36 protein-coding genes are annotated in these 25,828 nt (G+C 63.8%); 20 read left to right on the top strand and 16 right to left on the bottom strand.

Features of this window, described 5'->3' with window-relative positions:
• Nucleotide 1 precedes the first annotated feature (1 nt).
• Nucleotides 2-622, bottom strand: coding sequence for a PspA-associated protein PspAB (gene pspAB, locus BLR34_RS08770; RefSeq protein ID WP_092702077.1), 621 nt, complete (start codon nt 620-622; stop codon nt 2-4).
• 140 nt (nt 623-762) lie between these two features.
• On the opposite strand from pspAB, the gene BLR34_RS08765 reads away from it, so the two are divergent.
• On the top strand, nt 763-1,341 hold the full coding sequence (locus tag BLR34_RS08765; RefSeq protein WP_092702075.1) for a hypothetical protein: 579 nt from the start codon (nt 763-765) through the stop codon (nt 1,339-1,341).
• On the opposite strand, the gene BLR34_RS08760 is transcribed toward BLR34_RS08765, so the two are convergent.
• Nucleotides 1,342-2,202 (bottom strand): transcription initiation factor IIB, encoded by an 861-nt coding sequence (locus tag BLR34_RS08760; RefSeq protein ID WP_092702073.1) that lies wholly within the window; start codon nt 2,200-2,202, stop codon nt 1,342-1,344. It lies immediately after the preceding gene.
• Between the two features lie 186 nt (nt 2,203-2,388).
• On the opposite strand from BLR34_RS08760, the gene BLR34_RS08755 reads away from it, so the two are divergent.
• Nucleotides 2,389-2,889, top strand: coding sequence for a DUF7858 family protein (locus BLR34_RS08755; RefSeq protein ID WP_092702071.1), 501 nt, complete (start codon nt 2,389-2,391; stop codon nt 2,887-2,889).
• A gap of 27 nt (nt 2,890-2,916) precedes the next feature.
• Here the strand turns inward: BLR34_RS08755 and BLR34_RS08750 are convergent, their stop codons facing one another.
• The gene (locus BLR34_RS08750) at nt 2,917-3,333 is read right to left on the bottom strand and encodes a hypothetical protein (protein ID WP_092702069.1); all 417 of its coding nucleotides are present in this window, start codon (nt 3,331-3,333) and stop codon (nt 2,917-2,919) included.
• A 124-nt stretch (nt 3,334-3,457) separates the two neighbouring features.
• On the opposite strand from BLR34_RS08750, the gene BLR34_RS08745 reads away from it, so the two are divergent.
• The gene (locus tag BLR34_RS08745; protein ID WP_092702067.1) at nt 3,458-4,123 is read left to right on the top strand and encodes a helix-turn-helix domain-containing protein; all 666 of its coding nucleotides are present in this window, start codon (nt 3,458-3,460) and stop codon (nt 4,121-4,123) included.
• A gap of 13 nt (nt 4,124-4,136) precedes the next feature.
• On the opposite strand, the gene BLR34_RS08740 is transcribed toward BLR34_RS08745, so the two are convergent.
• Both BLR34_RS08740 and cyoE read right to left on the bottom strand, forming a co-directional pair.
• On the bottom strand, nt 4,137-4,568 hold the full coding sequence (locus tag BLR34_RS08740; protein ID WP_092702064.1) for a DUF3054 domain-containing protein: 432 nt from the start codon (nt 4,566-4,568) through the stop codon (nt 4,137-4,139).
• Nucleotides 4,565-5,980, bottom strand: a complete 1,416-nt coding sequence (gene cyoE, locus BLR34_RS08735) for a heme o synthase (RefSeq protein WP_092702062.1) — start codon at nt 5,978-5,980, stop codon at nt 4,565-4,567. The genes BLR34_RS08740 and cyoE overlap by 4 nt, the downstream gene beginning before the upstream one ends.
• A gap of 166 nt (nt 5,981-6,146) precedes the next feature.
• Here cyoE and BLR34_RS08730 point away from each other — a divergent pair, with 166 nt between their 5' ends.
• Nucleotides 6,147-6,380 carry a DUF2249 domain-containing protein gene (locus tag BLR34_RS08730; protein WP_092702196.1) on the top strand — a complete coding sequence of 78 codons (234 nt, stop codon included), beginning with the start codon at nt 6,147-6,149 and terminating at the stop codon, nt 6,378-6,380.
• A gap of 64 nt (nt 6,381-6,444) precedes the next feature.
• Entirely contained in the window at nt 6,445-7,806 is a 1,362-nt protein-coding gene (locus tag BLR34_RS08725; RefSeq protein ID WP_092702061.1) for a hypothetical protein, read from the top strand.
• Here BLR34_RS08725 and BLR34_RS08720 read toward each other — a convergent pair.
• Nucleotides 7,803-8,396, bottom strand: a complete 594-nt coding sequence (locus tag BLR34_RS08720) for a DUF7998 family protein (RefSeq protein WP_245683199.1) — start codon at nt 8,394-8,396, stop codon at nt 7,803-7,805. The two genes, BLR34_RS08725 and BLR34_RS08720, sit on opposite strands and share 4 nt — an antisense overlap.
• Before the next feature lie 181 nt (nt 8,397-8,577).
• Here BLR34_RS08720 and BLR34_RS08715 point away from each other — a divergent pair, with 181 nt between their 5' ends.
• The 3 genes from BLR34_RS08715 to BLR34_RS08705 all read left to right on the top strand — a co-directional run bounded on the left by BLR34_RS08715 (nt 8,578) and on the right by BLR34_RS08705 (nt 9,633).
• Nucleotides 8,578-9,033, top strand: coding sequence for a DUF2249 domain-containing protein (locus BLR34_RS08715; protein WP_092702059.1), 456 nt, complete (start codon nt 8,578-8,580; stop codon nt 9,031-9,033).
• 61 nt (nt 9,034-9,094) lie between these two features.
• Nucleotides 9,095-9,355 carry a DUF2249 domain-containing protein gene (locus BLR34_RS08710; protein ID WP_092702194.1) on the top strand — a complete coding sequence of 87 codons (261 nt, stop codon included), beginning with the start codon at nt 9,095-9,097 and terminating at the stop codon, nt 9,353-9,355.
• Nucleotides 9,352-9,633 (top strand): hypothetical protein, encoded by a 282-nt coding sequence (locus BLR34_RS08705; protein WP_092702057.1) that lies wholly within the window; start codon nt 9,352-9,354, stop codon nt 9,631-9,633. The genes BLR34_RS08710 and BLR34_RS08705 overlap by 4 nt, the downstream gene beginning before the upstream one ends.
• A gap of 5 nt (nt 9,634-9,638) precedes the next feature.
• On the opposite strand, the gene BLR34_RS08700 is transcribed toward BLR34_RS08705, so the two are convergent.
• Both BLR34_RS08700 and BLR34_RS08695 read right to left on the bottom strand, forming a co-directional pair.
• Complete coding sequence (locus BLR34_RS08700; RefSeq protein ID WP_092702055.1) at nt 9,639-9,926, bottom strand: DUF7521 family protein; 288 nt, start codon at nt 9,924-9,926, stop codon at nt 9,639-9,641.
• Nucleotides 9,923-10,300 (bottom strand): winged helix-turn-helix domain-containing protein, encoded by a 378-nt coding sequence (locus BLR34_RS08695; RefSeq protein WP_092702053.1) that lies wholly within the window; start codon nt 10,298-10,300, stop codon nt 9,923-9,925. The genes BLR34_RS08700 and BLR34_RS08695 overlap by 4 nt, the downstream gene beginning before the upstream one ends.
• Nucleotides 10,301-10,623: 323 nt before the next feature.
• Here BLR34_RS08695 and BLR34_RS16950 point away from each other — a divergent pair, with 323 nt between their 5' ends.
• The 5 genes from BLR34_RS16950 (at nt 10,624) to BLR34_RS08675 (ending at nt 14,249) form a co-directional block, all read left to right on the top strand.
• Nucleotides 10,624-10,761, top strand: coding sequence for a hypothetical protein (locus tag BLR34_RS16950; RefSeq protein ID WP_176765272.1), 138 nt, complete (start codon nt 10,624-10,626; stop codon nt 10,759-10,761).
• Nucleotides 10,762-10,767: 6 nt separating this feature from the next.
• Complete coding sequence (locus BLR34_RS08690) at nt 10,768-11,385, top strand: cupredoxin domain-containing protein (protein ID WP_092702051.1); 618 nt, start codon at nt 10,768-10,770, stop codon at nt 11,383-11,385.
• A 2-nt stretch (nt 11,386-11,387) separates the two neighbouring features.
• Entirely contained in the window at nt 11,388-13,124 is a 1,737-nt protein-coding gene (locus tag BLR34_RS08685) for a cytochrome c oxidase subunit I (RefSeq protein ID WP_092702049.1), read from the top strand.
• Nucleotides 13,125-13,152: 28 nt separating this feature from the next.
• Nucleotides 13,153-13,839, top strand: a complete 687-nt coding sequence (locus tag BLR34_RS08680) for a hypothetical protein (RefSeq protein WP_092702047.1) — start codon at nt 13,153-13,155, stop codon at nt 13,837-13,839.
• A 131-nt stretch (nt 13,840-13,970) separates the two neighbouring features.
• Nucleotides 13,971-14,249: a hypothetical protein gene (locus BLR34_RS08675; protein WP_092702045.1), complete on the top strand. Its 279-nt coding sequence runs from the start codon at nt 13,971-13,973 to the stop codon at nt 14,247-14,249.
• A gap of 114 nt (nt 14,250-14,363) precedes the next feature.
• On the opposite strand, the gene BLR34_RS08670 is transcribed toward BLR34_RS08675, so the two are convergent.
• Together BLR34_RS08670 and BLR34_RS08665 are read right to left on the bottom strand one after the other, a co-directional pair.
• A complete protein-coding gene (locus tag BLR34_RS08670) occupies nt 14,364-14,645 on the bottom strand; it encodes a hypothetical protein (protein ID WP_092702043.1) in 282 nt (93 codons plus the stop codon).
• A gap of 59 nt (nt 14,646-14,704) precedes the next feature.
• Nucleotides 14,705-17,086 carry a heavy metal translocating P-type ATPase gene (locus BLR34_RS08665; RefSeq protein WP_092702041.1) on the bottom strand — a complete coding sequence of 794 codons (2,382 nt, stop codon included), beginning with the start codon at nt 17,084-17,086 and terminating at the stop codon, nt 14,705-14,707.
• A 311-nt stretch (nt 17,087-17,397) separates the two neighbouring features.
• Here BLR34_RS08665 and nirK point away from each other — a divergent pair, with 311 nt between their 5' ends.
• Genes nirK through BLR34_RS08640 form a run of 5 tightly spaced genes read left to right on the top strand, consistent with a single transcriptional unit; the run spans nt 17,398 to nt 21,035 of the window.
• Nucleotides 17,398-18,495, top strand: coding sequence for a copper-containing nitrite reductase (nirK, locus tag BLR34_RS08660; RefSeq protein WP_092702039.1), 1,098 nt, complete (start codon nt 17,398-17,400; stop codon nt 18,493-18,495).
• Nucleotides 18,496-18,523: 28 nt separating this feature from the next.
• Nucleotides 18,524-19,111 carry a plastocyanin/azurin family copper-binding protein gene (locus tag BLR34_RS08655; protein ID WP_092702037.1) on the top strand — a complete coding sequence of 196 codons (588 nt, stop codon included), beginning with the start codon at nt 18,524-18,526 and terminating at the stop codon, nt 19,109-19,111.
• Between the two features lie 6 nt (nt 19,112-19,117).
• On the top strand, nt 19,118-19,834 hold the full coding sequence (locus BLR34_RS08650) for an SCO family protein (protein WP_092702035.1): 717 nt from the start codon (nt 19,118-19,120) through the stop codon (nt 19,832-19,834).
• Nucleotides 19,835-19,836: 2 nt separating this feature from the next.
• Entirely contained in the window at nt 19,837-20,364 is a 528-nt protein-coding gene (locus tag BLR34_RS08645; protein ID WP_092702033.1) for a TlpA family protein disulfide reductase, read from the top strand.
• Nucleotides 20,365-20,369: 5 nt separating this feature from the next.
• The gene (locus tag BLR34_RS08640) at nt 20,370-21,035 is read left to right on the top strand and encodes a cytochrome c biogenesis CcdA family protein (RefSeq protein WP_092702031.1); all 666 of its coding nucleotides are present in this window, start codon (nt 20,370-20,372) and stop codon (nt 21,033-21,035) included.
• On the opposite strand, the gene BLR34_RS08635 is transcribed toward BLR34_RS08640, so the two are convergent.
• Nucleotides 21,032-22,138 (bottom strand): TIGR04053 family radical SAM/SPASM domain-containing protein, encoded by a 1,107-nt coding sequence (locus BLR34_RS08635; protein ID WP_092702029.1) that lies wholly within the window; start codon nt 22,136-22,138, stop codon nt 21,032-21,034. The two genes, BLR34_RS08640 and BLR34_RS08635, sit on opposite strands and share 4 nt — an antisense overlap.
• Before the next feature lie 82 nt (nt 22,139-22,220).
• A complete protein-coding gene (locus BLR34_RS08630; protein ID WP_092702027.1) occupies nt 22,221-22,526 on the bottom strand; it encodes a cupin domain-containing protein in 306 nt (101 codons plus the stop codon).
• Nucleotides 22,527-22,643: 117 nt separating this feature from the next.
• Between BLR34_RS08630 and BLR34_RS08625 the strand changes: the two genes are divergently transcribed.
• Complete coding sequence (locus BLR34_RS08625) at nt 22,644-23,087, top strand: hypothetical protein (protein ID WP_092702025.1); 444 nt, start codon at nt 22,644-22,646, stop codon at nt 23,085-23,087.
• A 3-nt stretch (nt 23,088-23,090) separates the two neighbouring features.
• Here the strand turns inward: BLR34_RS08625 and BLR34_RS17590 are convergent, their stop codons facing one another.
• The 4 genes from BLR34_RS17590 to BLR34_RS08605 all read right to left on the bottom strand — a co-directional run bounded on the left by BLR34_RS17590 (nt 23,091) and on the right by BLR34_RS08605 (nt 25,382).
• On the bottom strand, nt 23,091-23,690 hold the full coding sequence (locus BLR34_RS17590) for a sensor histidine kinase (RefSeq protein WP_092702023.1): 600 nt from the start codon (nt 23,688-23,690) through the stop codon (nt 23,091-23,093).
• A 4-nt stretch (nt 23,691-23,694) separates the two neighbouring features.
• Nucleotides 23,695-24,111: a PAS domain S-box protein gene (locus tag BLR34_RS17585; protein WP_176765274.1), complete on the bottom strand. Its 417-nt coding sequence runs from the start codon at nt 24,109-24,111 to the stop codon at nt 23,695-23,697.
• A 115-nt stretch (nt 24,112-24,226) separates the two neighbouring features.
• On the bottom strand, nt 24,227-25,006 hold the full coding sequence (locus BLR34_RS08610) for an enoyl-CoA hydratase/isomerase family protein (RefSeq protein ID WP_092702019.1): 780 nt from the start codon (nt 25,004-25,006) through the stop codon (nt 24,227-24,229).
• Between the two features lie 25 nt (nt 25,007-25,031).
• Nucleotides 25,032-25,382 carry a VOC family protein gene (locus tag BLR34_RS08605; RefSeq protein ID WP_092702017.1) on the bottom strand — a complete coding sequence of 117 codons (351 nt, stop codon included), beginning with the start codon at nt 25,380-25,382 and terminating at the stop codon, nt 25,032-25,034.
• A 92-nt stretch (nt 25,383-25,474) separates the two neighbouring features.
• On the opposite strand from BLR34_RS08605, the gene BLR34_RS08600 reads away from it, so the two are divergent.
• Nucleotides 25,475-25,825, top strand: coding sequence for an ArsR/SmtB family transcription factor (locus tag BLR34_RS08600; protein WP_092702015.1), 351 nt, complete (start codon nt 25,475-25,477; stop codon nt 25,823-25,825).
• Nucleotides 25,826-25,828: the final 3 nt, after the last annotated feature.

Below are 25,828 nucleotides of genomic sequence, written 5' to 3'. Positions count from 1 at the left end.
CTCACTCCCAGGGCTTGGCGTTCGGGGCAGAGGGCCAGAGTGGATACCAGTATCCGCGGTCGTCTTCGACGTCGAGTTCACCGTCGAGGACGCTCGATAGTTTGAGTTCGACGCGTTCGTCACGGCTGCTGGTGCCCGTCGGTACGAACGGATAGTAGGCACCGCGGCGGAACGAGTACACCCAGTAGACTCGCTGTCCAGCCTCGTCCGCGCGGTCTGTTCCCTCGAAGGCAAACAGCGCAGCCAGCAGCCGGGAGCCATAGCGCCCCTCGATGAGCGTGTCCGCGCCGAAGTGGACGCTCGTGACGAGGTCTTCGAAGTCGTTTGCGGTGACGACAATCCACTGCGTGCCGTGCTGGTCTTCGTGGAAATCGGCGACGGTACCGTCTTCCTCGGTCGTGGCGAGTATCTGGCGAACTTCGTCGACTGTCTCTCTAAAGCCCGTACTGTCGACATCGGAGAAACAGAGCGCAGCCTCGCCCGTCGGTTCGTAGCCGAGGTCGGCCTCCATCGTGACATAGGCCGTACTCATCCCGAAGAGGTCCTCGGCGTCGGCCTCGTCTGTCGCCGCCGCCTCGGCTTGGACACCAAGTAGCTGTTTTACCGTATCGAACAGTCCCATTCGTGCTGTCCTTGTATCGCCACCCCCATCAAGGCGTCTGTTCTGTCGACTGCTACCACGGCGTGTAGGCGTGCGAACAGCCACCAGACCGCCGCGACACCGTGAGGCTTAATTGGCCAAATCCGTTCCAATAGACAACCATGCCCGAGAGCAAACAACATCCGACGGAATCGGCGATGACGACGGTCAGCGGTGTGCAGTTCACCCCCTTCGACCCGAGTCCCAGTGACGTGCGGCTCCGGGACATCGCTCACGGGCTCGCGAATCTCTGTCGTGCCTCGGGCCAGACCCAGTTTTTCTACAGCGTCGGTCTGCACTCGATTTACGTGAGCCAGGACCTCGCCGCCCGCGGCCACTCGCGCCGTCGCCAGCTCATCGGCCTGCTTCACGATGCACAGGAGGCTTACATCACCGACCTCATCTCGCCGGTCAAGAGTCACCTAGAGGAGTACCAGCATCTCGAATCCGGCGTCGAGGATGCGGTTTGGGCCGCCTTCGACCTGGAGCCAACCGAGGACGACCTCGCGGTCGTCAAAGAGTCCGACCGGCGGCTCTGCAGACACGAACTGGGCGTCGTTCTCCCCGGCGCTCCCGAGGGACAGCCGAACACGGAGGTCGCCTACGACCTCTGGGCAGGCCAACATCGGGACGTGGCGTCGTGGTTCACCAGCCGCGCCGAGCAGCTCGTGGCCGCGACCGACGCGACGCTGCCGCAGTAGCTACTCCCGGAGGTCGTAGTACGTCGAGCGCACAGTAACCGGGGCAACGTCGGCCACGTCGGCGACGGCCTGCTGTGTCAAGGAGCACTCCCGCTCCTGAGCGGCGGTGTAGAGACAGGCGGCGGCCACGCCGCTCGGGTCCCGTCCCGTGTCGAGCCCCTGCTCGCGGGCCTCGCCTGCCAGTTCCTGGGCTCGCATCTCGACAGCCTGGGACAGGTCGAGCTTGCTGGCAAAGCGAGCGAGGTACTCCCGCGGGTGGATAGGCCCGGTCGGGAGTCCGAGGCTGCGGTTCATCGCGTCGTAGGCGGCGTCGAGTTCCGCACGGGTGGCCTTTGCCGTCTCGGTCACCTCCTCGCAGGTTCGGGAAACTGTCTGTGCCCGACAGGTGGCGTACACCGCCGCGGCCGCGAACCCCTCTATCGAGCGCCCCTGCAGGAGGTCGGCGTCCTGTGCTGACTCGAAGAGAACACAGGACTGTTCGCGGATGTGCTCGGGCAAATCGAGCGCCCCGACCAGGCGTCGAATCTCTGTGAACGCGTAGACGCGGTTGCGCTCGACCTTGCTGCGAATCTGGGTGCGCTTGTGCTGGCGGCGCATCCGAGCGACCCGCCGCCGCTTGCGCCCGGTGAGTCGGTTCGTGTGACCGATTTCCGTCGACAGGCCGCGGTCGTGACGCGACCGCGTCAGCGGCGCACCGGTGCGTTCCGGGTTCGTGTCCTCGTCGGCGAACGAACGCCACTCCGGCCCCGGGTCGATTGCGTGCTCGTCAACTACCAGCCCGCACTGCTGGCAGACCGTCTCGCAGTCGTCACTTCGTAACTGTCCCTCACACTCCGGACAGGCGTGCATCGTCGTTGCCATCTTCACTCGGAGATTGTCCCGGAATGCACTTTTAAAGAAGCCAGAAACGGCCGGAGTTGGGCCGAATCGTGATTGAACAACCTACCGGTTACCGGTAGGTTAGTTAGGAGTCGATAGCCTGGCCTCCACACCGTCGCTGCCATCAAAAGACGCACCTTTTTATGAATGGTTTCGAATCAAGATAATATGGGGCTGGCGGACATCGCAGCGGGAATCGAAGTGACCGACACACAGGACGCGCGGGGGGTTGCGACCGTCGACGACACCGATGCGACACTCGCCGAACGGTTGGAGCCGTTCGCGTCGGCACTGCCGTGTTCGGTAACGGCGGCCGCGACGGTGCTAGAGCGGTACGCCGCCTGTGGCTCGGTGGGTGCGGCCGGTCGGGCGGCGGATGTCGCGCCGATGACCGCCGCGAAGACGCTGTATCTGCTTGGCGAATCTGTCTCGCCGGCGACGCCACTCCAGCGCGATGTACTCGCTGACTGGCACGCGGGCGACCTCTCTCGCAGGGAAGCCATCGAGTTGACGGGCCTGAGCGAAACAGAGTTCGCGCTGGCGGCCTACGTCGAGACGCACGACCCCATCGAGGAGGCCTGTGCCGCTGTCGAGGGTGTCCTCGCCGGGCAGGCACTCGACGAGACCGAGCCACTGGCAGACGCCGTCGGAGACGAGCGAGGGTTCTGAGCGCACGAGAACCCACTCGGCGAGCCCTCAGGAGTCGGCAACTGCGTCCGCGAGATACCCGAACTGTGCGGCCAATTCTTTTTGTCGCTGTCGTTCGATGACCGTCGAATCGAGTATTTCACCCACCAGCGCGACATCGAGTGCGAAATCGGTCGTGGCCGTCAGTGTCGTAGACGCTCCGGCGTCGAGTTCGTATCTCGTTGTCATCGTGTCGAAGATGCCCTCGCGTTGCTCGTAAGCGAGAACAGCACCCGGTTCGTCGACGAGTTCGAGGTCGAGTTCGATAGTGAGAAGCCCGACGCTGTTTTCGATATGAACCGCGGAACCGGTCACCGACACGTCGTCGAAACCGCACGCCTCGATAAACGGCCGCACGTCAGTCACCAGCCCACGAATCGACTCTGGCGACGCGTCGAACGTCCGGGTGACCGAGACTGTTTCCATATCCGAACGAAGACTGCCAGTCCGGTTACGCCTTGTGTCCAGTCTCACTCGGTAAGAACGTCTCGCCATAGGGGCGAATATGTTCGGGAACATTGATACGCAGGGAGCGGCTCGGATATAGAGTATGCCAACCGCTAGACTGACAATTACGATTCCCGAGAATATCTGGGTCGGCGAACTCTCTCGGGAGTACGCAGACGCGGAGTTCGAGGTTCTCACCGCGTTTCCGAAGGAGATCGGAGGGGTGGCACTCGCAGAGATAACCGCCACCGACGGGGAGGAGATTGTCGCAGCGATGCGGACATACGAGGCGGTACTCGAGGTGAACCTGCTCAAACAGACGGCCGACACGCTGTTAGTGCAGTTCGAGACCTCGGAGCCGATTTTGCTGTTGCCAGTCAAGGAGGCCGGAACGCCCCTCGAACTGCCCTTCCGGGTCAGGGACGGGAGCGTCAACTGGGAGATTACCGCGACACAGGACCGCCTGTCGCGACTGGCAGACCAGCTTCGGGAGTTCGACATCACCTTCGACGTGCGCTCGGTCACACACGAAATCGAGACCACGCAGTTGCTAACCGACAGACAGATCGAGATTCTAACACACGCAGTGGAGACCGGTTACTACGACACCCCGCGGACGAACACGCTGACCGACCTCGCGGCGGACCTCGACCTCGCGAAGTCCACCTGTAGCGAAACACTCCACCGGGCAGAAGAGAAGGTAATCAAACAGTTCACCAACGACGTCGACTACATCGACACCGACGCGATTGGCCTCGCACAGCAGTGACAGCAGCGCAAGGTCACAGCAGTTTCGCCGCGAGCAGTCGCCATCCGCCGAGAAAGAGCCAGCCAAAGAGAATACTCACGATGAAAAACGACGGCGGCGCGTAGCCGGGGACGAGTGTCGTCCGTCTGATGACGCCGCCGACGACCGCCACGACGAGCCAGACAGGGGCCATCCACAGGACTGCGCGGCGATAGTTCGCGACCGAGCCAGCTGTGGCGAGCCCGCAGACGACCCCAGCGACGAGCCACGAGCAGACAAGTGGCGCGGAGATGAGGACCGTCCGACTCGGATACTCCCAGAAGAGATAGCCGTGTTTGTACTGGCCGACGACGACGAAGGCAAACAGCGCCACGAGGTCGCCAGCCAGGAGTGTCAAGCCGGTCGTCGTCGGAACCCGGCCGGTGAGCGATGCGACAACGCGGTGAGTCGTAGTTGTATTGCTCATGAGTGGACGGCCACTGTCTCGACGACGATTGCGCCGAGGACGATACCGAGATAGGCAATCGAGATGAAAAACGTCTGCATTGTTGCGTCACGAGTCCGGAGCCGGCACTGCGAGACGGTGCTCCAGAAGAACAGGCCACCCGCGAGCACCGAGGCGACGGTGAACAGCCAGGCGAGCGGCGTCCAGACGACTAGCCCCACTGTCACTAGCAGCGTGGCACCGAGCGTGAGGAGGATGCGACGCCGCGCGGCCGGGACACCAGCGATGACCGGAAACATCGGATAGCCAGCGCGGGCGTAGTCGTCTCTGTAGACGATAGCGAGGTTGTAGAAATGCGGCGGCGTCCAGACGACGACCAACACGGCGAGCAACAGCCCACCGAGTCCGACAGAGCCGGTCACGCCGGCCCAGCCGATGAGCGCGGGGAGTGCGCCAGCGCCGCCGCCGATTGCGATGTTCCAGGAGGTGTTCGGCTTCAGAACGACAGTGTAGACTACGCTGTAGTAGACGACGGCCGCGAGCGTCAGCGCTGCCGCGAGAGCGTTGACAAAAACGAGGAGGATGCCCATCGCGAGCGCGAGTTGGACACACCCGAACGCGGCCGCGTTCCGGGGTGGAATCTCGTTTGTCGCGACGGGACGGTCGTTCGTCCGCTCCATCTGCTGGTCACGGTCGCGCTCGTAGAGGTGATTGAACGTCCCACTCGCGCCGATAGCGAGGATACCGCCCGTGAGCGTTCCGGCGACTTCGAGCCCGGTCGGCCACTGTCCGGTCGTCGTCGCCAGCGCCATCCCGGCGAGTGCGAGCAGACAGAGCAGCCACATCAGGCGCGGCTTCGTCAGTTCGAGGTATGCGCGTGCCGTCGCCGTGGCTCCCGCGGAGGGACGCTCCGAATGGGATTGTGCACTCGTCTCGTCTGTGACGACATCGCGTTCCGTGACCGCTGGCTCTGGCGTGGCTGTGTCTGATTCGCCGGTCCCGTCTTCGAGCGTCCAGGATAGCGCAGTCAGGAGCAAGACGAACAGGCAAGTCCCGAGCGCCAGATGTATCTCTGTGACTGCAGACACATCCGTGAGGACAACGAGCGCGCCAACCGAGACCTGCAACGGAAAGGCGACGCCGACGCTGTACAGGGCCACTCGGGCGCGCCAGTCGAGTGAGACAGACAGCCCACCGAGAAGCGTCACTGCGAGCAGGAGACCGACCAGTGCTGTCAGTGCCCGGTGTCCGACGACGAGGAGAAATCCAGGGGTGAACAGCCCCGAGTTCGAGACACAGACGGGCCACTGCGAGCAGGTCGTCGTTCCTGTCGACGCGAGCGTCGCGCCCGTCGCGATGAGGACATACACTGCGAGCGTGGTCGCTGCGAGGACGGTTTCGAACTGCCGCGTTGTGAGATTCCAGAGACGCATTAGCGTATACGAGTGATAGGAAGTTTCCGGTCGTACTCGGTGGTATTCCCGAACATGTTCACGCGGCAGAAGTCGCGGTACATGGTGACAGTGGCCGACCTGTGCTGTGGCCGGTTCGAACATACTCGGGAGAACGCTCATCCAGATGGCGACGACTCAAACAGATATGTCCGCTATCGACACCGACTGCGACCGCGTACTCGACGCGCGCGACATCGAGGGAGAACCGTTCGGCCACATCAGCACAGCACTCGACGAGCTGGGCCCCGACGAGACGCTGTTGCTCGTCAACAGCTTCGAGCCGGTGCCGCTGTACGATGTGCTCTCAGACCGCGGGTTCGAACACGAGACGGCGCACGTGGCCGACGCCGAGTGGCACGTCGAGATTTCGCGGGCGTGAGTCGGCGACGGGTGGGAATATGTTCGGGAGCAGCGGGAGGTGAGTGGAACGGGTACGCTGTCGTATGAGCGCGATTCCGGGAACTCTCGATACGGCCCAGCAGCCGCCGATGACAGTGCCGCTGCGACACTTCTTCGTCGCGCTGGGATTCCTGTTTGCGGGCGTCGGTGTCGGCGTCGCGTGGACTGTCGATGCCGTCCCCGGCCTCGGTCGGTTGGCTCACGTCCATCTCCTGCTCGCCGGCTGGGTCTGTCTCACGATTATGGGCGCGATGACGCAGTTCGTCCCCGTCTGGTCGGGAACCGATTTGCACTCCCGGACGCTCGCGAGCGTGCAACTCGGGCTGGTGACCGTCGGCCTCGCCGGGTTCGCGGTCGCGTTTCTCACGAGCGCACTCCCGTGGCTGGTCGCGTTCGGCGGCGTGTTGCTCGCAGGATTCTGGGTGTTCGTCTACAACATCGGCCGGACGCTCACGACCGTCGACGGGTACGACGTAACCGAGGGCCACTTCCTGTTCGCGCTTTGCTGTTTTCTGTTGCTCACTGTTCTCGGGCTCGCGCTCGCGGTGAACCTCGACCGCGGCGTGCTGTCGGGGCTTCCCGTGACACACGGCGGCGTCCGCGGTGCCCACGTGACGCTCGCGGTGTTCGGTGCGGTCCTCACCACGATATACGGCGCGTTGTACCAGCTCGGGACGATGTTCACCCAGACCGCCCTCCACGACGTCGACCATCACCTCCAGACGGCCGAGGAAGTCGGCCATCCCGTCGGTGTCGTTCTCCTCGCCGCAGGACGGCTTCTCGATTGGCTCTTCGTCGCCCGCCTCGGTGCAGTCCTGCTTCTCGTCGCCGCACTCGCGGTCGCGACCGTCCTCGGTCGGAAGCTCGTCGAGACGCAGGTCGAGGTGACGCCGATGCACAGGCGGTATGCGGTCGGTGTGCTGGCGCTTACACTCTGGGCGCTGGTTTCGCTCCCGGAGTGGGTCAGGGACCCAACTGACCCCACACGTCTTTTCGGCGCGGAGGGGGCCGCACACCTCCTCGTCGTCGGGTTCGTCGGGTTCATTGTACTCGGGACGCTGTATCACGTCGTCCCGTTCGTCGTCTGGGTGCATCGCTACAGCGACCTGCTCGGCTTCGAGGACGTGCCGATGATAGACGACCTCTACGACGACCGGGTGGCGGCCGCTGATTTCGCCCTCACACTGAGCGGGACGGCACTGCTTGCCGGAACGTCACTCGTCGGCGGACCACAGTGGCTCGTCGGCCTCGGCGGTGTCCTGCTGATACTCGGGCTCTGTGCCGTGCTGGCGAATCTACTGCTTGTCGTCCGGCGTCACAGTCCCCACACGCTCGACCAAATCGTCCTCGGGTCGCTGACGCCACGGCGCGCTGATGGCGAGGACCGAGCCGAACAGCGCTCCTAAAACGGCGCGTCAGGGGCGTCTCCGCGGCCGGTCGTCTCGGTGTCGTCTGTGTAGGCGGGTCCCGTGCCGAGGTCGGACGCCTGGTCTGTAGCAGGTGCCACCGACCCAGTTTCGCGGTACGTGGCTTCGAGCGATTCGAGCGCAGCGTTGATGTCGTCGCTCTGGTGGTGTGTCTCGGCGACCCGCACTCGAACGCGGTCGTAGTCGTGTCGGTCGCTCAGTTCGTTCCAGGCGCGAAAGGCGCCTTTCGTGAGTGTGTCGCTCTGCGGGCAAAACGGCGTCGTCGGCGTGAACTCGGCGCGGAGGACCGCGGCGTCGTCTGCCTCCTCGGCGTACCGGTACCCGGCGTCGGGGTGACGGGTGTCATGGTTCAGGCGCGCGAGGTTGTACCCGAACGTCATGTCGTAGACGCCGCGTTCGTCGAAGATGTCGCTCGTCGTCTCGTGGAATGCCAGGTGGTCCTCGCCCGTGAGGACGGTCTGTCCCTCCAGGAACCAACCCGGTTCGGGGACGTGTTCTGGAACGAACTCGTCGGCCTCGTCGAAGAGGTCGTCATCAGTCGACCCACCGAACGGTGACGGGAATCCCATACCCAGTGAAACGGTCCAGTCCCTCCTCAGAGTTCGGGCGAACGTATTCGCCTACGCCAGTGACAAGCGTCTCGAAGCGGTCTGGTGACCGCCCCGTCACCGAACACGAACCAGCCTCTGGCTAGATACAGGAACACCTTCGACACAGCGGTTATTCCGGTACGAGTCACAGGACGACTACATGACAGACCTGGACCTGCGAGAACGCGACGGCGAGTACCGCGAGGCGATATTCAACGCCCTCTCAGCGCGTGACGTTGGTGACAGGCTGACGGTTGTCGCCGACCGAGATATCGACCCACACCTAGCACGGTATCAAATCGAGCGCAGCGAGGCCCTCGACTGGACGTATGCCGAGCCCGACGCCGAGCCGCGACGCCTCCAGATACGGACCTGTGGCGAACGTGATGGGCTCGGTGCCGTCGATGTCAGAGACCTGAGACCACAACGCCGTCACGAGGTCCTCCTGGAGACGTTTGACGAACTAGACGCCGGTGAGGGGTTCGTTCTCATCAACGACCACGACCCCAAACCCCTCTATCACCGGTTCGACGCCGAGGAGGGCCCCGAGTTCACCTGGGAGTACCGACAGAAATCACCCGGCGAGTTCCGGGCCCTCGTCGGGAAAGCCCAGTAACGACCGTCGGCCGAAGATGTTCGCCGACAGCCCCCAGTTCAGGCGAGTACAAGCGACCCGCATGCCGGTAGAGACCGACCACATCGTCGAGGAGACAGACGCACCGGAGCAACGACGCGAAGAACTCGACGTGCGCCAGCTCGGCCCGCCAAAACCGCTTTCGAAGACGCTCGAACGGCTTACCGAACTGGAGGAAAGAATCCTCGTCCAGTTGAACGACAGGGCTCCACAGAACCTCTACCCGAAACTAGACGACAGGGGGTACGCCTACGAGACTGTCGAAGCCGACGATGCGGTTGTCACGGTAATCTGGGAACGATGAGCACTGACGCCGCACACACCAGCGAAGACGACCCTACGGAGGCCGCAGTAGAGGCGATACGTCGCCGCCGCTCGCACGTTCGTCGAGACGCACTCGAACAAGCCGTCAGCTCGATAGGCACCGACAGGCGACAGGCGCTGGTCCTCTCGGCGCTCTCACACCGGCTCACGCGACGGCTCACGGCCGCTCCCATCGAAGCGCTCGAACAGACAGACGACCCCGCGGTGGGCGAGGTAGCGTTGTGGCTTTTCGAGATGGACGGTGGCCAAAGCGAGTGACCGATTCACGGCCGCGTCGTGTACAGTGAGTAGACGATAACGAGAAAGCCAGCCGTGACGAGCACGCTCTCGACGAGTTGTCCCATCCGGAAGCCAGCGTCGAAGACCTGGTCGACGACGCCGGCGAGGAATGTGCCAGCAGTGATGATGCCAAAGCCAACCGAGAGTGCTTCGAGTGACCTGAACTGCGTCGTACGGAAGGCCTTGAACGTCAGATAGGTGATTAGGCCACCGAGCAGGAGGGAAAGTACTTTGAGCCCGATTATCACGGAGGTCACTGTCATCGGAGTCATGTTTCCTCCCGAACGGCAGACCACAGCGTCGCGAGCCGCTCGTCGGCGCTCTGGGGGTCCTCATCGAGTTCGACGACGAACTCTCCCTCCTCAGACAGCTCGATACTGACGCTGTCGAACGAGAGTGCGTACTGGCTGACATGTTGGCCGTCGGCTCGCATCTCGACGCCCTCGGCAACGAGTCCAGCCGCCGTCAGCACGTCGAGTTTTCGGTACGTGGTCGACAGCGGGATATCGGTCGTTTCAGCGATTTCGTTTGCGGTCATTGGTTCCGTGAGATTCGTGAGTATGGTTCGACAGTCTTCGTCGTACAGTCCTTCGAGGACGGGCTCCAGATCCGGCTGAGCTGTGTCCTCAAGCGGGCTACGGCCCATTTAGGTAGCACCTTCACCACCGGGGACGCTGTCGTCGGTCCACTGTTCGATGTGAGTCCCACTCATCAGCACGTGTCACACGTAGCGGTGTTGACTGCGTCGGCACTGCCGCCACCTGAACGCCGTTCGAGACCATCGTAAGTCATACGTGGCTGTTGACTGGCGACGTACAGGACTGTAGTGCCGAATATGTTCGCCCATGATGAGAGCAAACAATATGGCGGGTAGAACACCACCCGGTACATAAACCTCCAGCTGGAGCCGAACATGTACGCGGCAATATCCACGGGAGTCAGTTGAGTATCGGCGGACGTGAGCATCACATGAGTGCAGACGAGATACCGACGATGCAATGGTTGTACAATCGCATTTTCCTGCTCGCAGTCGCGTCGCTCGTGTTCTTCTTTCTGGTGTACGTCGGGTGGGGACTGCTCGATATCATGTCGGTACCAGCGAGGTAATAACATATGACAAGTCCACTCGACCCCCCGGACGGTAACTGGTGGGACAGGGCGGTAAACAGACGCGAGACAATCTGGCTGGGCATCGCCGGCGCGTGGTCGCTCGGCATCTTCGCCTGGATGAGCGGGTTTACCAGGTTCGGCGACCAGAACCCCATCGGCGAGACCTACGACGTGGAACCGGAGGCCTACGCCGCGACGGTCGACACCTACGAGGAAAACGCGGAGACGACCTCAACCGCGGCAATCGAAGAGAGTCGAGCGCCGACTGAGGAGGAACGACAGGACGTACTGGTCCCGCCGAGCAAGTCGGTGTATGTCTTCCCGCGACGGTTCAGCTGGGGCGGACTCCCGGTGGTCCTCGAAGCGGGGACGGAGTACGATATCCACCTCAGTTCGGCCGATGTCCAGCACGGCTTCTCGGTTCGGCCCGAAGAGAGCCTGAGCCAACAGATAAACCTGCAGGTGTTCCCCGGGACGGAGTGGGTCGTTCCGATGAGCTTCGACGAGCCCGGGACCTATCAGGTCATTTGCAACGAGTTCTGTGGGCAGGGCCACGCCTCGATGCATGGCACGTTCTACGTGGTCGACCCCGCGGAGTACGAGACGGTGACGGGTGAGTGACAATGCTAGCAACAATCACGAGACTCTTCGAGAACGACTACGACGAGGACGGCTTCCGGACCTGTTCGGTGACGGGGCTGAACATCCACCGCTCGGCGGAGGTACACGTCAAACTGTTCGGGCTGACAGCTGTTATCGCGATGATCGTCGGCGGCCTGTTCGCCTTCTCGGTGGCGATGACCCGCTGGGAGGTTGTCGGCCTCATCGGCGAGTTCGAGGGGTACTACCGCCACCTCAGCATGCACGCCTGGAACCTCCTCATCTTCTGGATGGTTTTCATGGAGATTGCGGTGTTGTACGTCGGCGGCCCCATCGTGTTGGGTCGCCGCCTGCCGCTGACGAAAGTCGCCAAGGCCGGCTGGGGGATTATGGTCGCTGGCGCACTGGCAGTCAACTACTTCATCTGGACGCTCAGCGGCGGCTCCGACGCGCCGTTGCTGACGGCCTACGTCCCGCTCGATGTCCCGCTTGGCTTCTACGGCGGTGCTATCCTCTTTTTGCTCGGCGCAACTGTCGCCGCGTTGCCGTTTCTCGTAAGCATCATCCAACAAAAGCGGGAGGACTGGAACGGGACGCTCCCGCTGGTCGCCTTCGGCGCGTTCGTCACCTTTGTCATCGCTGTCCAGGCGATTCTGGGCGGGATTGCGGCGTTCAGCTACGCTTTCATCTGGCAGGCCGGCATCATCGACACCATCAACGCCGGCATCTACCGCCAACTGTACTGGATTATCGGCCACGGCAGCCAGCAAATCAATCTCCTGGCGATGATCACGGTCTGGTACTTCCTGACCCACGTCGTCGGCGGCGCGGTCGTCGCGAGCGAGAAAGTCTCCCGGACCGCCTTTATTATGTATCTGTTTTTCATCAACCTCGGGGCCGCACACCACCTCATGGTCGACCCCGGGCTCTCGGCTGGCTGGCGCATCTTCAACACGTCGTATGCCTTCTACGGCGCGGCGTTTGCCAGCATGATTCACGCCTTCGCCATCCCGGCGGGGCTCGAAGCCGGACGCAGACAGCGCGGGCTGGGCGGCGGCCTGTTCGGCTGGCTCACCTCCGCGCCCTGGAAGAACCCCATCTTCGCCTCGACGATTTTCAGCATCATCCTGTTTGGCTTTCTCGGCGGAATCACCGGTGTCCTGATGGGACAGATGCAGCTGAACATGACCTGGCACAACACCTACGCGACGGTCGGCCACTTCCACGCGACGGTCGCGCTCGGGACGACACTCGCCTTTATGGGACTGGTGTTTTTCGTCATCAAGACCATGTTCCAGCGCAACTTCATCTCCGATAGGCTCGCGCTGCTGGTCCCGTATGGCTACGCGGCGGCGATGGGGCTGGCCTCGCTGTTGATGGTCTACATCGGCATTCTCTACGGTGTGCCACGCCGGACCTCACAGGTCGTCAGCAACATCATCGGGTCGGAGTTCAGCCTCTCGGCCGCGGAGCCGTTGTTCCTGATTCTCGGTCCGATGACGCTGCTCGCTATCATCGTGGGCGCAGTGTTCGTGCTCGTCGCGGTCGGGTCACTGCTTGGCGGCTCGCGGACGACCGAGTCGGACGCACAGGCCTTGCTCCCCCAGGGTGGACTCGTCCCCGACGGCGGGTCTGACTCCGTGCATGCCGTCGAGATGCGCGGGACGTTCACCCTCTGTCTCGTCTTCATGGCGGCGTTTGTCACGCTGTACGTGTTGAATTGGTTCCTGCTCACCCAGCTGTGGTCGATTGGAGCCTGACGATGACCCAGGTTCGACGAACAGCCCCATGATACACGCAACACTCATCGCGACGGCTCGCGGCTACGTACAGCAGTCTTGGCGAGACCTGCTCAGCGTCTACTACGCCAATACGCCAATCTGGCGCTGGCTCAAAAGCGGCGCGTTGCTCTTTCTCGGCATCGGCGTCTGGGCCGGCGGTTCCGCGGTCCATTCGGTGACAGGATGGCGGCCGGTGCTGTACCTGATGGCGTACGGCTTCCTGCTCATCGTCTGGGGACCGTTTACTCACATGGTGCTGGTCCCGCTCACGATTCGGCTCCGCCGGAACGCGGAGACGACCGTCGGCCGAGCCTTCTCGCGGAACTCGGGGAAAATCAACCTGACTATCTTCGCGGTGTGTATCATCGCACTCGCGACGTTCGCGCCGGGTGTGATGATGCTCGAATTCTCGCCCTCTACGGGGGGTGACAGTGGCCCAGCCGTCGGCGGCGAACTCGTCTGTGAGGACGGTGACAGCATCACGTGTGAAATCGTCGACCCGCAGGGAGTCGACCACGTCGTCGTGCTTGCCGACGACCAGACCCTCGAACGCGTCGAGGGACCGCCGTTCCGGTTCAGCGTCGCCCGCGAGGACCTCACCGAGACGCGAAGCGGCCGGCAGTTCATCGTCGAGTTTCGCGACGCCGACGGCAACCGCCTCCAGCGACTCGTCCAGCAGGTCGGCGACCCGTAGTAGCACGCACAGTCCGATTGGTTTTTATTACTGAGAGGAATTAAGCGTGTTGTGAGCGCACGGTAACGACACGGGCTCGTCGGGCGACGGGGCAACTTTCAAATGTTCAAATATCCAATTATCAAACAGGAATGGACCTCGAAGATGTGCTCGAATTCGGTGGACTGGGACTGTTGTTCGGTGGGTTCGAAATAGCAGGAGCGATACTGGGAATCGGCTTGGCGCTCGTGCTCATTACCGGTCTTGTCACCGCATTCCTGTGGCTTGACACCGGAGTCTTGCAGGTAGTAGCGGTGCTGGGTCTGATGTGTATTACGGCCCTGCTGGGCGGCCTCGCCGGAATGAAAATCGAACGAGCGCGCCAGAGAGTGACGGATACGTACGATTCAGAGATAAAAGACTGGATGTGACAGGGTGGTCGGCGGTTGTGCGGTATCGAACGCGTAGGCCTGCTGCTTGCAGACCTGTCCACGTCTCGATGTGCTCTGGTCATCTCGGAGCACGTCGAGCAGACTTATCAGACACTACCGCTGTCCATTACAGCCGCCCCGAAGGCGACTGCATTCGGACTGGCGGGTCTCGACACAGAGGTCGGTCTCCGCGTACACCTCCTCGATGACCTCGTCGAGCAGGTCGATTTCGCGCTGTCCGTGCACCGGGCTGGTGATGAAATGCGGTCCGAGGCGGTGTTCGGCGATGCGTCGCCCACAGAGTCCCTCTGCCTGCAGGTCCTCGACGACGGCACGGAGGTCCGCCTTCGTCGGCTCCGGGTCGATATCCGGTCCCGACGGCGTGGTGTCTATCATGTACGTGTCCCTCGCCTGAGGGCCGTAAAACTGTTCTCCCGAATATGTACGTCAGGGAGTCAGAGGACGGCCCGTCTGGAGTTCGACACGACGATGAGACTGCTCGCGGCCATGGCGACCGCCGCAAACAGCGGGTTCAACAGGCCAGAGACCGCGAGCGGAATCGCCACGGCGTTGTAGACAAAGGCCCAGGCAAGGTTCTCGCGGATGCGCCGCCGGGTCCCGCGCACGAACGCAAACACCGTCTCGACGGCCGTGAGGTCGTTGTCGGTGACGACGACGTCGGCCGCCTCGATGGCCCGAGCGGTTCCGTCCCCCATCGCAACCCCGAGGTCGGCGGCCGCCAAGGCCGGCGCGTCGTTGGTTCCGTCGCCGACCATCACGGTAGTTCCCGACGCCGACAGCCGGCGCACCGTCTCGACTTTCCCGTCGGGCGGGACGCCGGCGAAGACGCTATCGACGGCTGGATGCTCGCGGAACCGCCGGGCTCCGGGTCCCTCGTCGCCGGTCAGCACCGCTATCTCGTGGTCGTCGAACGTTTCGAGTGCGCGCTCCCACTCCTCACGGGCGCTGTCGCCGACTGCGATGACCCCTCGGGCTTGTCCCTCCCAGCCGACGACGACCGGCAGGTGTCCCGAGCGCTCGGCCGCGTCGATTTCGTTCTGGAGATTCGCGACCGGCCCGACGCGGTCGGCGACGAACTCGGGAGTGCCGACGACGACCTCGCGTCCCTGGACGGTCCCGGAGACGCCGTCGCCGGGGTGACGCGTGAACCCGTCTACGCCGGGGAGCCCCGCGGCGACCGCCGTGCCGCCGTCGGTCATCCCCACCTCGTCCTCGCTCGCGGCGTCGAGAATCGCGTCCGCGACCGGGTGGCTGGCGAGGCGTTCGACCGCCGCAGCGTACCGTAGCGTCCGGTCGTCGCCGGCGAGCTCTCGGACGGTCATTTCGCCGGTCGTGAGCGTCCCCGTCTTGTCGAAGACGAGGGTATCGACCGCGGGCGCGACCTCGAACACAGATTCGTTGGCGATTATGACACCCCGTTCGAGCCCGTCTCGCAGCCCGGCCGAGACCGCAAGCGGCGTCGCCAGCCCCATCGCACACGGACACGAGACCACGAGCACCACCAGCCCGGACAGCATCGCGCTCGCAACAGAGCTTCCCCCAGCAAGCTGCCAGAGCGTGACCGCCGTACCGAGGACGAGGACGAGCGGAACGAATACTGTCGCAATCGCGTCGGCAAGGCGCTGGATGCCCGGCGTGGCGCTCTGTATCTCCCACAGCGCCGTCGTAATCCGTTCGGCCGTGCTCTCGACGGCCGGCCCGACTGCGACGACGAGCGCGTCGTCGGTGACGACAGAGCCGCCGACCACCTCGTCATCGGGCGCTTTCGTGACCGGCATCGGCTCGCCGGTCACCACCGATTCGTCTACGTCGGCGACACCCTCACTGACAGTGCCGTCGACGGGAACCCGCTCGCCCGGCGCAACGACGACCTCGTCGCCCGCTGTCAGGCTGTCGATGTCGACGGTCTCGCGGCCGTCGTCGGTGAGGCGAGTCGCCTCGCTCGTGCGTGCGGCCGTGAGGTCGGTGAGGCGAGCGGTCGCCTGCGAGCGGACCGAGCCCTCGTAGTAGCGTCCGAGTGTCACAATCATCACGATAGCCACGCTCACGTCGTAATAGAGGTGGATACTGCCGGTGGCAAGCGCCACGGTGCTGTAAGCAAAGGCGGCGCAGGCGGCGACTGCAACCAGTAAGTCCATGTTGAGTTGTCGTGTCGTGATGCTCACCCACGCGCCCCTGAGGACAGGGCCGCCAGTATACAATAGGACGCCGGCTGTCGCGAAGGCGATAATAACCATCGGGACATAGAGCGTCGCCGCCGTCGTCGCGTCCACGTCCAGAATCCCCGTCTCGATGCCGACGTAGCTCGGATAGAGATAGACGAAATACCACGGCATCACCAGCATCGAGAGGAAGCCGCCGACGACCAGCCGCTGTGCCGTGTCGCGCTGACGGCTCCGCATCGCCGCGCCGCTGCCCTCGTCGGGCTGTCGGAACTGGTAGCCACGGCCCGAGAGTGTCTCGGGCAGGGCCGCCGCCGACACCTGCTCCGGGTCGTAGAACACGCGCGCGGTTTCGAGCCCGTAGTTCGCCTCGACGCCGTAGACTCCTTCGGTCTCGTCGCCGCGCAAGGAGAGAAACGCCTCACAGGTGGTACAGTGCATGCCGTCGACGGCGAAGTAGGCCGTCTCGGCGTCCGCGGGCACGTCGGGTGTGTCGGTTTCTGTGTCCGCGCGCACGTCCGTGCTCGAATCCGGGAGTTCGTCTAGCGACCGTGCGACCTCCAGACAGCCGCGACAACAGAACGTCCCCTCGACCCCCGCCTCGGTCACGGGCGGAGTCGGCGTCGGGAGGTCACAGAGGCTACACGTACTCATTGTTCGCCGTTTTCCCGGTACCGACGAATGTCTGTGGCCGAACTTGTTCGGCCAGTCCGTCGACAATCAGCGCATCGCTCGAAGACGACTGCGCCAGCCGCCCGTCCGTCGAGATGTATTCATTCCTTCCAAACTGTGTTCGAATACATCGCTCTGGGAGCAAACGCCGGCCGGTTACTTATTAATGGCCCTGCGTATGAGGGGAAATTGAGACCGTATCTCAGCGCCCGAGAACGGCTCTCGGCGGACAAGAATAGACTCTACGCTTCATATGCTTGTGTATTAAATGTACAGGTGTAAGGTGACAGCTAATGTCCGAACCAACCTCCACGAGACGACGCCCGTTCCTCTCGGCGCTCGGCGCCGGGGGTGTGGCCACGCTCGCGGGCTGTACGGGCCCGCTTTCGAGCAGCGATGACACCGATGACAAACCCCAGGAAACTCCTACAGATATGCAAGACTCACTCGACAACGCGGCGGAGACGGACACGGACAGAATCGCGGCAGACCCGAGAGAGCTTCCGGACCCGGTCGACTGGGACGAGCCGCGTCACCACGAAATCGAGATGACGACGACCGAGGAGACGGCCGAAATCGAGCCCGGGGTCACCTTCGATTACATGACCTTCGACGGGCGGATTCCGGGACCGATGATTCGGGTTCGTCGCGGTGACACGGTCAGGCTGACGCTGACCAACGACGAGTCGAACTCGATGCCTCACAACGTCGACTTCCACGCGGTGTACGGCCCCGGCGGCGGGGCAGACGACACCACGGTCGCACCCGGCGAGAGCGCCACCATCGAGTTCAAAGCGATGTACCCGGGCTCGTTCGTCTACCACTGTGCGGTCCCGAACATGGACCAGCACATCAGCTCCGGCATGTTCGGCGCAATCCTGGTCGAGCCAGAGGACGGTCTCCCCGAGGTCGACCGCGAGCTCTACTTCGGCCAACACGAGATCTACACGAAAGCCGCGGCCGGCAAGGAGGGTCACCACAAGTTCGACTTCGACGCGATGAAAAACGAGGAGCCGACCTACGTCTGTCTCAACGGCGAGGCCTACGCCTTCACCGGCAACGGCTACGGTCCCGTGACCGTCGACAAGGGCGAGCGGATTCGCATCTTCCACTCGAACGGCGGCCCGAACCTCACCAGCTCCTGGCACGGCATCGGCAACGTCTGGGAGACGTTCTACCGCGACGGCGACGTGGTGTCCGACCCCGACCGGTTCGTCGAGACCGCGCCGGTCGTCCCCGGCAGCGTCGCAATCGCCGAAATCGACACCCCGGTGCCCGGCCCAATCAAGCTGGTCGACCACGCGCTCTCGCGGGTCGTCAACAAGGGAATGCTGGGCGTCATCCAGGTCGAAGGCGAAGAAGAGCCCGACATCTTCAACCCCGAGCCCTGAGGACGCACCCGCGGAGACAAGACCAACTATGACACCACAACTCTCCCGTCGTGACGCACTTCGCGTGACCGGTGGCGTGGCCGCCGCCGCGCTCGCGGGCTGTGTGGGCGGGTTCGCCGGCGGCGAGAGTGACGACGAGCCACCCGAAAACGCCGGCGAGCTCGGCGTCCCCGCGGAGACGTTCACGGTGAAAGTCACCTCGCGGCCGTTCCCGGAGTTCAAGCCACAGGTGGTCCACGTCAGCCCCGGCACGAGGGTCGAGTGGGTCGTCGAAACCGGCAGACACAACGTGACCGGCTACCACGAGGACAATCACCCGCCACACCGAACGACCCCGCAGGCGGCGGCCTGGGGCAGTGACCTCATGACCGGTCCCGGGTCGAGCTACACACACACCTTCGAGACCGAGGGCGTCTACGACTACGTCGACACCCAGCAGGTGTGTGTCTCACACGAGATTGCCGGCAACGTCGGCCGCGTCGTCGTCGGCTGGCCGGAGCCGGCCGACGAGCCGGCGCTGGCCGAGCCACAGCCCGACCTCCCCTCACAGGTCGCCAACGCGCTCGCACAGTTCAACGAACAGACCAGACCGGTCCTCGAAGACGGTCCGGAGTGATTTCCCATGCCAATCAAGCGAGTCGACAGACGGACGCTACTGGCCGCAGGCACAACAGCGGTTGCCACGGCAGCGGCGGGCTGTGTTGACACCTTCGTCGGCGGCGAGAGCGGCAACGACGACGTGGTGTTAGACCCCCCGGAAAACTACGACCGCCGGAAAGACCTCGATATTCCGTATCCAACCTACGGCGAGCAGATTCCGGACGTGTCGGTACCTGCGCCGTTACACGACAGAACTGTCTCGACGCGGGAGTTCGTCGGCGAGCGCCACGTGATGATGACGTTTATCTACACGAGCTGTCGGACGGTCTGTCCGGGGCTGACCGCGTCGCTCCGGCAGGTCCAGGCCGACTCCGTCGAGCAGGAGTACGCCGACGAAATCGCCTTTCTGCCGACGACGTTCGACCCGAAACAGGACACCCCCGAGCGCCTCCGGACCTACGGCGAGGAGATGGGCGTCAACGACGACGCCGACAACTGGTATTTCCTCAGGCCGGAGACGCCCGAGGCGGCAAAGCGGGTCGTCGAGGACACCTTCGGCGTCGCCTTCGAGTCGGGCGAGGGAGGCCACGGCGGCGACACCGAGGCGACGATGTTCCAGCACGCCTCGGTCGTCCTGCTGGTCAACAAGGACGGCTTCGTCGAGCGCGCCTACAACGGCGGCCCGCCCGGGGCCAGCGAGGCTAGAACAGACGCCAGAGCGGTCATCGAGGGGTGGTAGCGATGAAGCGGCGCGAAGTCATCGCCGGCGTCGGCAGTCTCGCGGTCCTCGGCGGAGGTGCGGCGCTCGCGTTCAACAACACCGGGTCGGACGGGTCTAGTTTCGAGTCACTACAGCTGGAGACCATCGACGCCCCCGGTAGCAGTGACGGAGCTGTCACGGTGCCAGAACGCGGTCGGGTCACGGTCCTCGAACTATTCGCCACGTGGTGTGGCGTCTGTGAGTCGATGATGTCCGAGATGGCGACGGCCCACCAGCGCCTCGGCAGGGAGGTCCAGTTCGTCTCAGTGACCAACGAACCCCTTGGCGAGACCGTTACCCGGGAAGACGTGTCGGCGTGGTGGGCCGACCACCAGGGAGCCTGGACGCTCGGGGCTGATACCGACCTCACCCTCACACAGCGCCTCGATGCCAAAGGCGTCCCCTACACGGTGGTCTTCGACGCCGAGAACCGTATCGCGTGGCGCCACCGCGGTCGAACAGACGCGGCGACACTGACGACGGCCATCGGGAACGCACGCACGGAGTGAGTCCAATGTCTGGCACGCTGTACGGCACGGCGACGTTCGCACTGGGCGCGGGAGTCGTGACGTTTTTTTCGCCGTGTGTCTACGCGCTGTTGCCCGGGTACGTCGGCTACTACGTCGCGAATGTCGACGCCGAGTCGGCCCCGCTCTCGGGTGCACTCGCCCGCGGTGGTACGGCCAGTCTCGGCGCGCTCGGGACCTTCACAGTCCTGTCGGCGGTCGCGTTCGCGGCCGGCGAGGTGCTCGAACGATTCCTCCCGGTGTTCGAGTACCTCGTCGGCGCGTTGCTCGTCGTCTTCGGCGTCCTCGTCGTCTACAAGGGCGCGTTCTCGTTGACCGTCACCCTCCCCGAGCGCCAGGAGACGCTGCTCGGCTTCGGGGTCTTTGGCGCGATGTACGCACTCGCGGCGACGGCCTGTGTGTTGCCGCTGTTTCTCTCGGTCAGCCTCGTCTCCGTCGATTTCTCACCGGTCGGCACTGCGCTGGTGTTGGGGGCCTACGCCGGGAGTTTCGCGGCTCTGATGGTCGCGACGACGGTCATGACCGCACTCGGGCAAGAACGCGTCCTCTCGCGGTTTTCGGGACATGCGGGGACGCTGTCGAAAGCGGCGGGCGTGTTGCTCGTCTGTGCCGGCCTCTTGCAGGTCGCTATCGTCGCCGGCGTCGGCCTCTAGTCGCCGACAGCGCTGTTCTCCCACGACGCCGGAAGCGGGCCATCGTATCCGTCGGGAACGAACGCACAGAGCGGGTCGCTTTCGAGCGGGTCGTTCGTGTTGGCATACGCCCGCGAGCGGCTGCCGCCACAGACGTTCCGGTACGGACAGGCCCCGCATTTCCCCTGGAGCGCGTCGGGGTCACGAAGCCCCTCGAAGAGCGCGGAGTTCCGGTAGAGGTCGACGAGACTCTCCTGGCGGACGCTGCCGGCCGATTCGGGGAGAAAGCCAGACGGGAACAGCTCTCCGGTGTGGCTGACAAAGGCGAACCCGTCGCCGGCGGTGATACCCGTCCGCCGACCGATACCGTCGGAGGCTGGCCCGGGCGACTCGCTGTCTGTCTGCTCCTGAAGTGCCACCCGTCGGTAGTGTGGTGCTTCGGTCGTCTTGATGCCGAAGGGGGCGTCGGACTGGACCGAACACAGCCACGCCATCACGCGCTCGGCGTGCTCGGGCGAAATCGGGTCCAGAACCGCCCCACGCCCGACTGGGACCAGAAAGAACACCGACCAGAGGACCGCACCCAGGTCCGCGACCAGGTCGCGAATCGCCGGCAGCTCCTCGACGGTGTCCCGGCAGACTGTCGTGTTTATCTGGAGCGGAAGCCCCGCTCTCTTGGCGTGTCGCGCGGCCTCGATTGTCTGCTGGAAGCTCCCGGTTTCCTGTCGGAACTCGTCGTGGGAGACCGCCGACGCCCCGTCGATGCTGACGGCCATCCGCCGGAGGCCGGCATCAGCGAGTGCCTGAATCCGGTCTGCGGTGAGCGAGTTCGTCCCGCTGGGTGTCATCGTCATCCGTAGCCCCAGGTCGGTGCCGTACTCGACGAGTTCGGGAACGTCCCCGCGAGCAAGCGGGTCGCCTCCCGAGAGAACGACAAGCTGGCCGTCCCCGAACGCCGCGGCCTCCTCCAAGAGCGCCTTGCCTTCCGCGGTCGTTAGCTCGTCGGGATGGCGCCGTGGCTCTGCCTCCGCACGACAGTGTTTACAGGCCAGGTCACACGCCTGTGTCACCTCCCAGATGAGAACGAACGGCCGCTCGTCGGTGTCGATAGTATCGGCGTACATTGGTTCTCTGTGGGCTGTCGTTGTGGCCGGCGTTCCCTCAGAGCTACCCCGAATACGTTCGGCGGTATCGGCCGCCTGGCAGTTACTCCTCGACAGCAGGTGCCAGGACGATGAGCGCGGTGCTCTCGGACGTGGCCGTCGGCGAAATGTCCTGGTCGCCAGCAAACCGCGCAACCTCACCGCCGGTCAGTTCGTGTGTGTCTTCCTCGAGCGCGAGTTCGATCTCGCCGTCGACGACGTACAGGACGATATCGCGGCCGGGATGTGTGTGTTCGGGGACCGTTTCGCCTGCTTCGAGCGACAGTCGGACCGTCTTCGGTTCGGCGCCCGGAAACACGTTCACGTGGGGCTGTCCGTCGAGGTCGTCGAGAGCTGTGATGTCGGTCATAGATAGGGGTCTCGCCGCGTCGGACGTTTCGCCCGGAGGCTCTTGAGGGTTGACTCGAACATCTCCAGTGGCCGCGAACGGAAACCCTCTTTCACGCTCGTTTCTTACACTGTAGCAATGAGAATCGAGCTTCGGGTCTGTAAACACTGTTTCGAAGGGGAACACGAAAACGAGCACAAGACGGCGGTGACGAGAGACCTCGTCGCCTGTGCGCGGGTCATCCGCGACCACCTCGAACGGACGGATTTCGACGACGTGCACATCCGGATGGTCTCGGAAGACCAGAGCGACGACGGCCGCCCGGCAGCACTTCCCGCGGTCGCGGCCACAATACAGGGCGACCAGGTCGCCGTCTCAGACACCCAACTCATCACGATGGGTGAGAACGGCTACATGATGGTCTATCCGAACCCACAGGACGCGTTGAAGGTTCTGGCGGGCAATATCGACGAAATCAGCCGTGTCGAGGACGAGAACATCCTTCCCGACCTCTCCGAGGAGAGCGCCGACATCATCTTCGGCGGTCCCGATGAAGAGACCGACGCCGAGATGTACCAGTAGCCGTTACTCCTGTAGCCTGTCGAACGCGAGCGTGACGACGTTGCCGGCCTCGTCGGCCCGACGGTCGAAGGAGAGGGCCCCACCGACGGGCTCGACAATCCAGCGCACCAGCCACAGTCCGAGCCCGTCACTGTGCTGGAGTGGCTGTTCGCTCCCAGCCGTTATCGTCTCGCGGACCTGTTCTGGAATCGGCTCGCACTCGTCTTCGACAGCCACGACGACCTGTGACTCGTCTGTCTCGATGCGGACAGTGACCGGGCCGTTGCCGGAGGGGTGGTGGACGACGCCGTTCTCGACCAGTTCGGTCAGCGCAACGGTGTACGACGGCGGCGCAACCGCACGAGCACGCTCGGGCAAGGCCGTCTCGACGGTCGCGTCGGGGTAGGTGATTGCAGTTCGCTGGCGGACGAGCTCTGTCTCCGTGACGAGGTCCTGATTGCAGTCCTCGTCGGCCGGGATATCGAGGTGTTGCTGGGCTTTCCGTGCCTTGTCGCTGAGGTTGATGACGCTTTTTCCGCTCTCGACGACTTTCGTTGCCGCGGTGCGACAGGCCTCGTCCTCGGTGTTCTGGAGTGTCTCCGCCCGGGCGATGATGACGTTCATCTTGTTACGGATGTTGTGCCTGAGCGCCCGGTTCAGGATACGGAGCCGCTGTTGGAGTTGTTCGCCGCCCCGGAGGTCGCTGGCGGCGCCGACGACGCGGTCGCCTGCGACGACCGAACACCGCCACTCTACGTCGACGGCCGTCCGGTTTCGCGTCCGCAGACGGCTCTCCCAGCTCTCGGTGGCCGTCGTCTCGTCGTTGCGGAGAATCTCCAGCCGACGCTCCCACTCCCCCCCTGTCGTCCTCGTGGACGAACGTGGCCAGTTTGTCGCCGCGAAGCGTCTCGCGTTCGTATCCCGACAGGTCGACGAACGCGTCGTTGACGACGTCGATGGCGCCGGATTCGTCGAGCGCGAACAACGGCTCTGTGGCCTCCTCGACGAGCGCTTCGTACAGTGTAGGGCGGTGATTCTCGTCCACGGCTGTCCTCGTCCCGGCCACGCGGCGCGGTGAAGATATGTCGACTCCCGGACCGGTTGAACAACGTAGTATAACACACCAATTCTATTATATGTGCCGATAGCCAGCGAGGGACTCACTGGCCGGTAAACTCGGGGTCGTCGTCGCCGAAAAAGGCCGCGTGACCGCGCTCGTAGTCGTCGGTTCGAGTCGCCCTGCCGATTGTGTCGGTTTCAGCGGCCAGTTGGGCCTCGATACCGCGGTCGAAGCTCTCGGTCAGCAACCGGGAGGCCTCACCGAGCGCGGCCGTCGGCCCCTCGGCGAGTTGTGTGGCGAGGTCGTCGAGACGCTCCTCGAACGCTTCTGTCGGCACAGCTTCGGTAGCCAGTCCGAGGTCGACGGCGCGCTCGGGCGTGATAGGTTCATCGAGCAGGACGATTTCCTTGGCCGTCCGCAGGCCGACGAGCCGCGGGAGGAAAAACGTCGAGCCGCCGTCGCCGGTCAGCCCGATGCGGGGATAGGCAAACTCGAGGCGGGCATCCTCGCTGAGTACGAGCAAGTCGGGGACGAGCGCGAGGCCGAAGCTCGCGCCGGCCGCGACGCCGTCGATGCCGCCCAGCACAGGCGTCGGTGCCTGATGGAACTGGACGATAGCCTCGTGGAGACGGCCCGCGAGTTTCCGGATGTCCGGCTCGTCGCCCGCGTCGCCGTCGAGTCGCGTGAGGTCGGCACCCGTGCCATAGAAGTCGCCGGTGTGTGTGAGAACGATACAGCGCACGTCGGGGTCGCTCCCGAGGGTCGCCGCCGCGTCGACAAGCTCGTTTGCGACCGCGAGGTCCAACGCGTTACGCTGGCTCGGGTTGTCGAAGGTGACCGTTGCGATACCATCGGTTCGCTCTATCGTCAGCGCACTCATGGGCGTGGTATCCCGCCGACGGTTCTTAACTCTCGGGGAGGTCGTGGAGGAACGTCTGGAACTCGGCGGTCCGTCCGTCGGGGTCTTCGGCGAAAAATTGGTAAATCTCGTAGGTCTCGTTTTCGTGGGGCGTTTCGGTCGCGGCGTCGCCGACAGCTTCGTGGGCCTCGTCAACGCCGGCTTTGTCGTCGAAGACGAAGGTGAGGATGCCACAATCGTCGGTCGTTTCGCGTTGACAGAAGCCAAACCGGAAGCCGTCGTAGTCGAGAATCGTACAGTCGGGCTGTTCGAGCCAGACCGACGCACCGACAGTCTCGGTGTAGAATTCGACGACGGCCTCGCGCTGTTCCGTACTGAAAAAGACGATGCCTGACATCAGGCGTGGCTACGAGAGCGCGTACCTTAGCTTCCGGTGGTTCGACCGTTCTTACCAAAATACATTCATGCGCGGACCACAATACTACGCTCGTGAGTGACCAGCGCATCGAAGCCGTACTCGATACAATCGGCGACGAGCACGCCCGGCACCTGCTTGCGGCAATCAGCCGAGAGCCGCGGTCGGCGAAAGAACTCGCCGAGGAGTGTGAGCTCTCGCTGCCAACGGTGTACCGTCGCATCGAGATGCTCGAGGAACACGCGCTCGTCACCGACCGAACCTGTGTCACCGAGGACGGCAACGAGTACAACGTCTACGAGTCGAACTTCGAGAGTACAGTCGTTACGCTCAACGACGACGACGAGTATCAGGTCCGTGTCTACCGTGAGAACAATCTTCCCGACCGGTTTAGCCAGCTCTGGGAGGAACTCAGCAGCGAGTAGCCG

It is taken from the genome of Halovenus aranensis, from assembly GCF_900100385.1.
GTDB classification, from domain to species: domain Archaea; phylum Halobacteriota; class Halobacteria; order Halobacteriales; family Haloarculaceae; genus Halovenus; species Halovenus aranensis.
This window is presented reverse-complemented; position numbering and strand designations above follow the sequence as displayed.